11 protein-coding genes and 2 pseudogenes are annotated in these 10,731 nt (G+C 43.3%); 4 read left to right on the plus strand and 9 right to left on the minus strand.

Annotated features, from left to right (window positions below; genetic code table 11):
* Positions 1-214: 214 nt before the first annotated feature.
* From FTV18_RS15150 to FTV18_RS15170, 5 genes are all read right to left on the minus strand, one after another.
* Positions 215-439 carry a hypothetical protein gene (locus FTV18_RS15150; RefSeq protein WP_000743213.1) on the minus strand — a complete coding sequence of 75 codons (225 nt, stop codon included), beginning with the start codon at positions 437-439 and terminating at the stop codon, positions 215-217.
* Complete coding sequence (locus FTV18_RS15155) at positions 436-1,173, minus strand: recombinase family protein (protein WP_001366550.1); 738 nt, start codon at positions 1,171-1,173, stop codon at positions 436-438. Before FTV18_RS15155 ends, FTV18_RS15150 begins: the two co-directional genes overlap by 4 nt.
* A 148-nt stretch (positions 1,174-1,321) precedes the next feature.
* The gene (locus FTV18_RS15160; RefSeq protein ID WP_024160783.1) at positions 1,322-2,488 is read right to left on the minus strand and encodes a tetracycline-inactivating monooxygenase Tet(X3); all 1,167 of its coding nucleotides are present in this window, start codon (positions 2,486-2,488) and stop codon (positions 1,322-1,324) included.
* A 189-nt stretch (positions 2,489-2,677) separates the two neighbouring features.
* Positions 2,678-3,271, minus strand: coding sequence for a tyrosine-type recombinase/integrase (locus tag FTV18_RS15165; RefSeq protein ID WP_205779272.1), 594 nt, complete (start codon positions 3,269-3,271; stop codon positions 2,678-2,680).
* Positions 3,272-3,343: 72 nt separating this feature from the next.
* Complete coding sequence (locus FTV18_RS15170; RefSeq protein WP_001067855.1) at positions 3,344-4,048, minus strand: IS6-like element IS26 family transposase; 705 nt, start codon at positions 4,046-4,048, stop codon at positions 3,344-3,346.
* Between the two features lie 129 nt (positions 4,049-4,177).
* On the opposite strand from FTV18_RS15170, the gene FTV18_RS15175 reads away from it, so the two are divergent.
* On the plus strand, positions 4,178-4,993 hold the full coding sequence (locus FTV18_RS15175; protein ID WP_000018323.1) for an APH(3')-I family aminoglycoside O-phosphotransferase: 816 nt from the start codon (positions 4,178-4,180) through the stop codon (positions 4,991-4,993).
* Positions 4,994-5,129: 136 nt separating this feature from the next.
* Here the strand turns inward: FTV18_RS15175 and FTV18_RS15180 are convergent, their stop codons facing one another.
* From FTV18_RS15180 to FTV18_RS15190, 3 genes and pseudogenes are all read right to left on the minus strand, one after another.
* The gene (locus tag FTV18_RS15180) at positions 5,130-5,531 is read right to left on the minus strand and encodes a LysR substrate-binding domain-containing protein (RefSeq protein ID WP_001183556.1); all 402 of its coding nucleotides are present in this window, start codon (positions 5,529-5,531) and stop codon (positions 5,130-5,132) included.
* A gap of 39 nt (positions 5,532-5,570) precedes the next feature.
* The gene (locus FTV18_RS15185; RefSeq protein ID WP_163451784.1) at positions 5,571-6,275 is read right to left on the minus strand and encodes an IS6-like element IS26 family transposase; all 705 of its coding nucleotides are present in this window, start codon (positions 6,273-6,275) and stop codon (positions 5,571-5,573) included.
* Between the two features lie 61 nt (positions 6,276-6,336).
* Positions 6,337-6,690 (minus strand): annotated as a pseudogene (locus FTV18_RS15190) (transposase zinc-binding domain-containing protein); the annotation flags it as partial.
* A gap of 192 nt (positions 6,691-6,882) precedes the next feature.
* Here FTV18_RS15190 and FTV18_RS15195 point away from each other — a divergent pair.
* A protein-coding gene (locus FTV18_RS15195) for an IS3 family transposase (RefSeq protein ID WP_119285041.1) occupies positions 6,883-8,048 on the plus strand; the annotation gives its coding sequence in 2 pieces (ribosomal slippage) (positions 6,883-7,141 and positions 7,141-8,048; 1,167 coding nt in all).
* A 234-nt stretch (positions 8,049-8,282) separates the two neighbouring features.
* Positions 8,283-8,741: a DUF523 domain-containing protein gene (locus FTV18_RS15200; protein ID WP_077170035.1), complete on the plus strand. Its 459-nt coding sequence runs from the start codon at positions 8,283-8,285 to the stop codon at positions 8,739-8,741.
* Between the two features lie 126 nt (positions 8,742-8,867).
* Here FTV18_RS15200 and FTV18_RS15205 read toward each other — a convergent pair whose 3' ends face one another.
* Positions 8,868-9,656: an aminoglycoside adenylyltransferase domain-containing protein gene (locus tag FTV18_RS15205; RefSeq protein ID WP_038350081.1), complete on the minus strand. Its 789-nt coding sequence runs from the start codon at positions 9,654-9,656 to the stop codon at positions 8,868-8,870.
* Positions 9,657-9,933: 277 nt separating this feature from the next.
* Between FTV18_RS15205 and FTV18_RS15210 the strand changes: the two are divergent.
* Positions 9,934-10,731 (plus strand): annotated as a pseudogene (locus tag FTV18_RS15210) (IS3-like element ISAba14 family transposase); the annotation flags it as partial.

Genomic DNA, 10,731 nt, shown 5'->3' on the forward strand with positions numbered 1-10,731 from the left:
GCATGTTCCGCGTCCTTGCAATACTGTGTTTACATACAGTCTATCGCTTAGCGGAAAGTTCTTTTACCCTCAGCCGAAATGCCTGCCGTTGCTAGACATTGCCAGCCAGTGCCCGTCACTCCCACTCGATTGTAAACAAGCACACAAAACCCTTTAGTGACAACAATTTGCAAGAACTATCAGGCTCAGTGCCATGAAAAATACCATGACCAGATCATGAGGTTGAACACGGCTTGCGCCGGCAGCGTTCACGCTCCTGGTCGGCGATCTCGCCCGGCTGCAATGCTAGCTCAGCATCGGTCATGCGCTCCAGCACGTCGCGTAGGCGGATGGTGCAAGGAATGGGCGGCAGCTCGAACTCATAGCCGCCGGCGATCATTTCGGCCGCAATCTCCTCGGTGATGAAAAACGGCTCGTCGTCTTGGTTCGGCTTCTTCATGCCCTTTCCTCCTGGCGCTCATCCTGGCCGACAGCGGCCAGGGCATCGGCTTCCGTCAATGCGTCCTCCACGAACGCGCCGTGCTGCTTCGCTTCGGCCTGGCTGACCTCGGCCCATATCCGTTTCACCTGGGCCGCACTGTACCCGGCCAGCTCGGCGGTCTTGTTGATGCTGTAGCCGGACTTGCGCAGCGCGACAACTTGGGCGCGGCGCTTCGGATCAGCACGGCGGCCCTTGTACCGCCCGGCCTGGCGGGCCAACTCAATGCCTTGGCGCTGGCGTTCGCGCCTGTCCTCGTAGTCGTCGCGGGCCATCTGCAAGGCCAGGCGAAAAAGCATGATCTGCACGGCTTCCAGCACGATCTTGGCGACGCCCTGGGCCTCGGCCGCCAGGTCGGATAGATCGACCACGCCAGGGACGGCCAGGCGTGCGCCTTTGGCCTGTATCGAGGCCACCAGGCGCTCGGCCTCGGGCAAAGGTAGGCGGCTGATGCGGTCGATCTTCTCGGCAATGACCACCTCGCCGGGCTGTAGGTCGCCGATCATGCGCAGCAGCTCAGGCCGGTCGGCGCGTGCGCCGGATGCCTTCTCACGGTAGATGCCGGCGACGTAGTAGCCGGCGGCCTTCGCGGCCGTAGTGATCGCCTCTTGGCGTTCCAAGTCCTGCGCGTCGGTGCTGACGCGCAGATAGACCCGCGCCACCATCGGCGCGGCTACTGGCTTCGTCCTGCGCATACTTGCGGGCTCCTTTGGGCATACTCAAATGCACCCATCTTAAACTGGCAGCTAATGTACAAAAGTTGATAGAAGCACACAAGTTCAATTTTGCACTTCTGCCCCACTATTGCAAAACTGCTTGTTAGTAGCCGTTTTTTCTTACTGTTTATAGATTCAATAATTTTTGAAACGAAAAATTGGGACTAAACATTTCGGTTTCGTTTTCTGTCGATTCGTCCTGCGTATCTTTTGCATAAACAAACATTTGTTGTTCGTAGTTTTCGATGGCATTTTCAATACTTGTAAATTCTCCGTTTGTAAGGTTTTCAGACAATATCAAAGCATCCAATAATCCCGTATTTACACCCTGTCCTGCAAAAGGCGACATCAAATGAGCAGCATCGCCAATCATTGTTATGGGTAATGGACGGTTACTTTTCCAATCATTGTTCAAAGGAAATTTCCTTGTGGGCAAGCATTGAAATGTTGATACCGAACGTATTAATTGTTTGTAAACTTCACTCCATTTGGAAAATCTTTTCAATAAAAAATCGGCAACGCTGTTTCTGTCCTGAAAATCTAAGGGAATTTTATTTTTCCATTCATCGGGCGTTTTAAAACTAATTCCTAAATACAATGCACCATTATTATTGGGATTGGCAAACAATAAAATGCCCTGATGTCCCGCCATTAATCGGTTGCCGTTGCATAGCTGAAAAAATCCGGGACAGTTTATTTCCGGTTGAAGAATATCAGCTTGGATGTTGAAAGTACCGGTTTCTTCAACTTGCGTGTCGGTAACAAAGCTCCTTATTTTCGACATTCCACCATTGGCAAGAATAACCAAATCTGCTGTTTCACTCGGTTTATTCTCAAAAGTTAGTGTCCACTTCTTCTTACCAGGTTCAAGCATAACAAGTTTTCTATCCCAAATAACCGTGTCGTTTTCTAAACTATTCAACAAGATAGCCCTTAAGTCATTTCTGTTTATTTCAGGATTGTCAAATCGATTTTCGGGCTTTACATTTTTTGTGGATAAAATATTGCCTTTTTCATCAGCAATATTTACACCCATTGGTAAGGCTAAGTCATAATAAGTTTGTAACAATCCCGCTTTTTTCATTGCTTCCTGACCTGAACCTTTGTGTAGGTCAAGGGTTCCACCAAAAATTCTTGCCTCTCGGTCGTTGTCTCTTTCGTAAACTGAAACGTCTATGCCGTTTTGCTGTAATAATTTTGCCATAGTCAGTCCAACGGGTCCACCACCAATTATTGCAACGTTCTTATCACTAAGTAAATTCATTTGTTTGTCCGTATCTATTCGCATTGTCATTCAAAAATGGCACATAACAAGTGGCTATACGCCAAATGGCGTATATATCCACTATATCTTATTTTGCTAAACCTTTCATTATCAGTGACAAATCCGTTTTCAACCGTTTACCGTTCGTTTCTACTCTCTCAAAAGGATTTATATTCATAGTGCTTTTTGTTAAGTTTTGCTCAAATATACAAATCCTTTCTATATATCTAACAAATCCATCGGACTTTTTAATTGTTCCATTCCCTTGGTGGTAATATGTGTATAAACCTCAGTTGTTTTACTGCTTGAATGACCTAACAACGATTGAATATAACGTAAACTCGTACCATTCTCAAGCAAATGCGTTGCAAAGCTATGTCGTAAGGTATGTACAGTAACTTCCTTTTGAATCTTTGCTTTTAAAACAGCTGCTTTAAAAATGTTTTGAATACTTCGGCTTGAGTATGCGCCACCTTTTTGACCTTCAAATAAATAATCTTTTGGTTTATATTCCATAAAGTATGTTCTTAAAATAATTAATGTTTTCTCAGATAAAATGGTATAACGATCTCTTTTTCCTTTTGACTGTTCTATACGAATTTGCATGCGCTTGGAGTCAATGTCTTTTATTTTCAGGTTTATACATTCAGAAATGCGCAAACCTGCCGAATAAATAGTCATCAGAATAGCCTTGTGTTTCACGTTTTCAATAGCGCGTAGTACCCGAATGGTTTCTTCTTCACTCATCACAACAGGAAGTGTTTTTTCTTTTTTTGGTCTTTCGATGAAATATGTTTTCCGTTGTCCACCCAAAACACGTTCGTAATAAAACTGGCACTGTTGCAAAGTTAGCGATGAGGCAGCCTTTTGTCTTATTCAAAGGCCTTACATTTCAAAAACTCTGCTTACCAGGCGCATTTCGCCCAGGGGATCACCATAATAAAATGCTGAGGCCTGGCCTTTGCGTAGTGCACGCATCACCTCAATACCTTTGATGGTGGCGTAAGCCGTCTTCATGGATTTAAATCCCAGCGTGGCGCCGATTATCCGTTTCAGTTTGCCATGATCGCATTCAATCACGTTGTTCCGGTACTTAATCTGTCGGTGTTCAACGTCAGACGGGCACCGGCCTTCGCGTTTGAGCAGAGCAAGCGCGCGACCATAGGCGGGCGCTTTATCCGTGTTGATGAATCGCGGGATCTGCCACTTCTTCACGTTGTTGAGGATTTTACCCAGAAACCGGTATGCAGCTTTGCTGTTACGACGGGAGGAGAGATAAAAATCGACAGTGCGGCCCCGGCTGTCGACGGCCCGGTACAGATACGCCCAGCGGCCATTGACCTTCACGTAGGTTTCATCCATGTGCCACGGGCAAAGATCGGAAGGGTTACGCCAGTACCAGCGCAGCCGTTTTTCCATTTCAGGCGCATAACGCTGAACCCAGCGGTAAATCGTGGAGTGATCGACATTCACTCCGCGTTCAGCCAGCATCTCCTGCAGCTCACGGTAACTGATGCCGTATTTGCAGTACCAGCGTACGGCCCACAGAATGATGTCACGCTGAAAATGCCGGCCTTTGAATGGGTTCATGTGCAGCTCCATCAGCAAAAGGGGATGATAAGTTTATCACCACCGACTATTTGCAACAGTGCCGATAAAAATATATCATCATGAACAATAAAACTGTCTGCTTACATAAACAGTAATACAAGGGGTGTTATGAGCCATATTCAACGGGAAACGTCTTGCTCGAGGCCGCGATTAAATTCCAACCTGGATGCTGATTTATATGGGTATAGATGGGCTCGCGATAATGTCGGGCAATCAGGTGCGACAATCTATCGATTGTATGGGAAGCCCGATGCGCCAGAGTTGTTTCTGAAACATGGCAAAGGTAGCGTTGCCAATGATGTTACAGATGAGATGGTCAGACTAAACTGGCTGACGGCATTTATGCCTCTTCCGACCATCAAGCATTTTATCCGTACTCCTGATGATGCATGGTTACTCACCACTGCGATCCCCGGGAAAACAGCATTCCAGGTATTAGAAGAATATCCTGATTCAGGTGAAAATATTGTTGATGCGCTGGCAGCGTTCCTGCGCCGGTTGCATTCGATTCCTGTTTGTAATTGTCCTTTTAACAGCGATCGCGCATTTCGTCTCGCTCAGGCGCAATCACGAATGAATAACGGTTTGGTTGATGCGAGTGATTTTGATGACGAGCGTAATGGCTGGCCTGTTGAACAAGTCTGGAAAGAAATGCATAAGCTTTTGCCATTCTCACCGGATTCAGTCGTCACTCATGGTGATTTCTCACTTGATAACCTTATTTTTGACGAGGGGAAATTAATAGGTTGTATTGATGTTGGACGAGTCGGAATCGCAGACCGATACCAGGATCTTGCCATCCTATGGAACTGCCTCGGTGAGTTTTCTCCTTCATTACAGAAACGGCTTTTTCAAAAATATGGTATTGATAATCCTGATATGAATAAATTGCAGTTTCATTTGATGCTCGATGAGTTTTTCTAATCAGAATTGGTTAATTGGTTGTAACACTGGCAGAGCATTACGCTGACTTGACGGGACGGCGCTTCCCTACCCTCATGGCCGCCTCCCAGGAATCGACCCAGGTGCTTATCGTGGACATAATCCTTTACTCATAAATTTATCTTATTCCATTATTGTACCTGTCACGCAAAACTTGCAGAAAAGCCATAAACGCAGGAGAATCCTGTCGGCGGTGAGGATAATAAATATGGTAGCCGTCAAAATATGGACACCACTCGGTCAGAACAGCAATCAGCTTGCCGCTTTTGATATATCCATCTGCAACATACTCGGGAATATAGGCAATCCCCAGCCCGTCTAATGCTGCATCGAGCTGATGAATCGTGCTGTTCGCAATATATTGCCCTTTGACTTTCAGACTGAATTTCTGAGCATCTTTCTCGAATTCCCAGGCGTACAATCCACTCGTATCAGAATAGCGGACGTTAATGCAGTTGTGGTTCAAAAGATCCTGCGGCTTCCTGGGCTTAGCATAACGCTTAAAATGGCACTGTTGCAAAGTTAGCGATGAGGCAGCCTTTTGTCTTATTCAAAGGCCTTACATTTCAAAAACTCTGCTTACCAGGCGCATTTCGCCCAGGGGATCACCATAATAAAATGCTGAGGCCTGGCCTTTGCGTAGTGCACGCATCACCTCAATACCTTTGATGGTGGCGTAAGCCGTCTTCATGGATTTAAATCCCAGCGTGGCGCCGATTATCCGTTTCAGTTTGCCATGATCGCATTCAATCACGTTGTTCCGGTACTTAATCTGTCGGTGTTCAACGTCAGACGGGCACCGGCCTTCGCGTTTGAGCAGAGCAAGCGCGCGACCATAGGCGGGCGCTTTATCCGTGTTGATGAATCGCGGGATCTGCCACTTCTTCACGTTGTTGAGGATTTTACCCAGAAACCGGTATGCAGCTTTGCTGTTACGACGGGAGGAGAGATAAAAATCGACAGTGCGGCCCCGGCTGTCGACGGCCCGGTACAGATACGCCCAGCGGCCATTGACCTTCACGTAGGTTTCATCCATGTGCCACGGGCGAAGATCGGAAGGGTTACGCCAGTACCAGCGCAGCCGTTTTTCCATTTCAGGCGCATAACGCTGAACCCAGCGGTAAATCGTGGAGTGATCGACATTCACTCCGCGTTCAGCCAGCATCTCCTGCAGCTCACGGTAACTGATGCCGTATTTGCAGTACCAGCGTACGGCCCACAGAATGATGTCACGCTGAAAATGCCGGCCTTTGAATGGGTTCATGTGCAGCTCCATCAGCAAAAGGGGATGATAAGTTTATCACCACCGACTATTTGCAACAGTGCCGTTCAGGCAGTACTTCATCAACCAGCAAGGCGGCACTTTCGGCCATCCGCCGCGCCCCACAGCTCGGGCAGAAACCGCGACGCTTACAGCTGAAAGCGACCAGGTGCTCGGCGTGGCAAGACTCGCAGCGAACCCGTAGAAAGCCATGCTCCAGCCGCCCGCATTGGAGAAATTCTTCAAATTCCCGTTGCACATAGCCCGGCAATTCCTTTCCCTGCTCTGCCATAAGCGCAGCGAATGCCGGGTAATACTCGTCAACGATCTGATAGAGAAGGGTTTGCTCGGGTCGGTGGCTCTGGTAACGACCAGTATCCCGATCCCGGCTGGCCGTCCTGGCCGCCACATGAGGCATGTTCCGCGTCCTTGCAATACTGTGTTTACATACAGTCTATCGCTTAGCGGAAAGTTCTTTTACCCTCAGCCGAAATGCCTGCCGTTGCTAGACATTGCCAGCCAGTGCCCGTCACTCCCACTCTATTGATGTGTGCTTAAAAAACAGGAGGGTTTAACTTGGTAAACTATACATACTCATTAGGAGTTTACCATGAGCAAGAAACAGAAGACTTACACCGCAGAATTTAAAGCTGAAGCCATAAAAGCCATTGAAGAGAACCAAGGTAATGTATCGGAATCCGCTAGACAACTTGGCATTTCAATGCAAACCCTTTCGAACTGGAATAACAAAGCAAAGGCTGGAACTTTAGCAGGCACAAAACAGTATTCGCCCGATCTAAACGCCTTACTCGAAGAAAATAAGAAGCTTAAACAACAGCTCAAAACAGCTGAAATGGAACGTGAATTTTTAAAAAAGGCAGCAGCGTACTTTGCCAAAGAAAGTCAGTGAGGTACGCCTATATGAAATCGCAAAGCCACTTATTTCCGATTATTTTAATGGCTCGATTACTTCGTGTATCCGTTTCTCGCTTTTATGATTGGCTAAAGCGAGGCATGAGTAAAAGATCAATTCAGCGAAATCAGCAGACAATTTTGGTCAAAATAGCCCATGAAGAAACCAAACAAAGCTATGGCTATGTTCGATTAACCAAGCATTTACAAGCGCAAGGTATCAAAATAAGTACGTATGCTGTGCGCCAAATAAAAAAATCAAATCAGTTGTATTGTAAGCGCCATAAGCGTTTCAAAAGAACCACGAACAGTGATCACAACCGTTCTATTTATGACAATTTACTCAAGCAACAGTTTTCAATGACGAAGCCTAATCTTGCGTGGTCGAGTGACATTACCTACATTTGGACGGCTGAGGGCTGGTTGTACTTGGCAGCTGTCAAAGATCTTTACACGAAACAGGTTGTTGGCTATAGCTTAAATGAGCGCATGACAGCCAAGCTTGTTTGTGATGCATTGAATATGGCTATTCGCAATCAGAAACCTGCTAAAGATCTCATTGTACATTCAGATAGAGGCAGCCAATATTGCAGTAATGAATATCGAAACTTACTTGAGAAATTTGATTTTCAGGGTTCAATGAGCAAAAAAGGCGACTGCTTTGATAATGCACCGATAGAGAGTTTCTGGGGCATACTCAAAAATGAACTAGTCCATCATCGCAACTACAAAACAAGGGAAGAAGCCAAAGCGGATATTACAAAATATATAGAGTTATTTTATAATCAGCGAAGAATTCAAAAAGGCTTGGATTTTAAGACACCAAATCAAATGGCAGAAGACTTTTATCGGTTAGCTGCCTAGAATCTCCCAAGTGAAAGTCTCCTGCTAATTCAGCACACATCACTGTTGATAAATTTTCTAAACAAAAAGGATCAAACTAATCTATAAGCTTTGTGGGTTAGAAAAAAAATAACTCACTTTGCATTGATCATATTTAAATTCTTGTTTTATCCATAGCACTAACCTATTAATTTTAAAAAATAATAGGTACTGGCTAAATAGCAAATCGATACATATCTTTTTCATAGAGGAAATATGATTTTAGTAAGTTCTTGTCTGGCTGGCTTAAAGGTACGTTATAACGGGACGCATAGCTTAAACGAAAAAATCGAAAAATTAGTCAAAGATGGAAAAGCTACTATGGTATGTCCAGAGATTCTTGGCGGTTTATCAACACCACGCGAACCTGCCGAGATTTCGGGAGGTAATGGCGATGATGTCTTAGATGGAAAAGCCTGTGTAATTGAAAAATCAGGAAAGGATGTGACTTCAATCTATATTGAAGGGGCATATAGAACTTTAAAAAAAGTTCAATTATTAAAAGCTACTCTGGTAGTGCTTAAAGAAAATAGCCCTTCATGTGGTAGTTCAATGATTTACGATGGTCAATTTAATGGGAATAAGATCTATGGCAATGGAGTTACCTCCGCTTTGCTTAAACGTCATAATATAAAAGTCATTTCAGAAGAAACTTTTTGGCAACTTTTACCCTAGTTCCTCCGCTTTTATTTAAAATCTTCATGCAACTCCAACCACGCCCCCCTTTGCAATATCAAGTCTCTTCGGTATTTAGAGATATAGTGAGGTAATAATCTAAGAAGCATATCCATTACTTCCACATCAGTTAAAAAGTAGTGGTTCAATTTTATGCTGTAATTCTTTAACAATTTTAGCAAGCTGATCATGTAAAACTAACCAACATTGCTCATGACCTTGCCCAATATATTCATCTATTATGAGTTGCAAAATGTCTTGATCTATCTGACTTAAGAATTCTAAAAACCATGTCGCAGCAACATCCTTGGCAACTATTGTTTTATGATCTAATGTATAAGCTATACGGCATAGCGCTAAAATTTGATTACATTCATCCTGATCGTCTTTCCAATGAGCAATAATTTGTGGATAAGTTTTTTGCATGGCAAATATTAATTGTTCATAGCTAATTGGATTTAACCAATCGCAAATATCAGGTCCAAAGATAGTAATGTTATGTAATTGGGCAGTTTTAAGTAAAATACTAATATCTGGATCAGATTGACTATAAAGTAATTCACCTTTGAGTAATTCTTCTCTCAACCACTCGCCATATTGTAGCTGATATGTATATGGATGATTTTTATTGGTAATACTCCCTTTTTCTAATATCGTAATTTCTAAGGCACGCGCTGTAGCATGACCAATCGGAACAGATATATTTAGAAAATTCTGCGCTAATTGTTTTCTTTCCTGATCGGTAATTTCACGTTCAATAATAACTAAAATATCAAGATCACTTTTATGTTTTAAACCACCATCAACATACGAACCATATAAATAAATAGCATAAAGCTTATCTTTAAAATTTTTTTGTAAAAGCTGTTTTACACTTTCAACTTGGCGACACTCTTCATCATTTAAGCTTTGCATATGATTTTTAATTTAAAAAAATAAGTAATGAATTCATAGAGCATTATACAGAATAAGTGTAAATAATTTAATCAATTAGTAAATAACATACTATTTTTACAATATATTTACTTTCAATATAGAGTTTAATACATAAAACTCTATCAATCAAAAAAAGCTTGAAACAACATCTGAATAGTAAGAGTCATTTCCTCCTCACTTAGAGATGGATCCGGAAATTTGAACAACTCCTATAAGTGATACTCTGCTCCTCAAATGATGTTATAAACATCAATATATGGAGTATTTTATGGCACGTAGACCAAGAAGAAATCATTCAAACGACTTTAAGGCTAAGGTAGCACTTGCTGCGATCAAAGCAGAAAAAACACTTGCTGAATTGAGTTCTGAGTTTGATGTTCATCAAAACCAAATTATTGACTGGAAAAATCAATTGATCTCAGCTTCCTCACAAGCTTTCGATCAATCAAAAGCTCCATCAGAACCTCCCATTGATCTTAAAAAGTTACATGCAAAAATCGGTGAGCAGGCATTAGAAATTGATTTTTTAGAAGGTGTGTTGAAGAAACTGGGCCGCTTCAACCACAAAAGTTAATCGATCACTCACTTCAGATTTCAGTATCTAAACAAGCTAAGTTACTGAAAGTCTCTCGTGGTTGTTATTATTATCGCCCAAAACCTGTTAGCTCATCAGATCTGAAGCTGATGCGATGTATTGATGAATTACATATGCAATATCCTTTTGCAGGCAGTCGTATGATGCGTGATTTGTTGAATCGTCAAGGGCATCATATAGGACGACGTCATACACGTACTTTAATGAAGAAAATGGGTATTCAGGCGTTATATTGCAAACCAAATTTAAGCCAGGCTAATCAAGCTCACCGTAAATATCCATATCTGCTCAAAGGATTGGCTATTCAGCGCAGTAATCAAGTGTGGTCTACTGATATAACGTATATCCCTATGGCAAAAGGCTTTGTTTATTTATGTGCTGTGATTGATTGGCATAGCCGCAAGGTACTTGCGCATAGGGTATCGATTAGTATGGAGGTGGATTTTTGTATTTCGGCTT

The sequence above is a fragment of the Acinetobacter sp. YH12241 genome (assembly GCF_013417535.1).
Classification (GTDB): Bacteria; Pseudomonadota; Gammaproteobacteria; order Pseudomonadales; family Moraxellaceae; genus Acinetobacter.

Excerpts from the sequence above, each read along its gene's own strand:
- FTV18_RS15150 (WP_000743213.1), bottom strand. The coding sequence starts at position 439 with ATGAAGAAGCCGAACCAAGACGACGAGCCGTTTTTCATCACCGAGGAG.
- FTV18_RS15155 (WP_001366550.1), bottom strand. The coding sequence starts at position 1,173 with ATGCGCAGGACGAAGCCAGTAGCCGCGCCGATGGTGGCGCGGGTCTAT.
- FTV18_RS15160 (WP_024160783.1), bottom strand. The coding sequence starts at position 2,488 with ATGACAATGCGAATAGATACGGACAAACAAATGAATTTACTTAGTGAT.
- FTV18_RS15170 (WP_001067855.1), bottom strand. The coding sequence starts at position 4,048 with ATGAACCCATTCAAAGGCCGGCATTTTCAGCGTGACATCATTCTGTGG.
- FTV18_RS15175 (WP_000018323.1), top strand. The coding sequence starts at position 4,178 with ATGAGCCATATTCAACGGGAAACGTCTTGCTCGAGGCCGCGATTAAAT.
- FTV18_RS15185 (WP_163451784.1), bottom strand. The coding sequence starts at position 6,275 with ATGAACCCATTCAAAGGCCGGCATTTTCAGCGTGACATCATTCTGTGG.
- FTV18_RS15200 (WP_077170035.1), top strand. The coding sequence starts at position 8,283 with ATGATTTTAGTAAGTTCTTGTCTGGCTGGCTTAAAGGTACGTTATAAC.
- FTV18_RS15205 (WP_038350081.1), bottom strand. The coding sequence starts at position 9,656 with ATGCAAAGCTTAAATGATGAAGAGTGTCGCCAAGTTGAAAGTGTAAAA.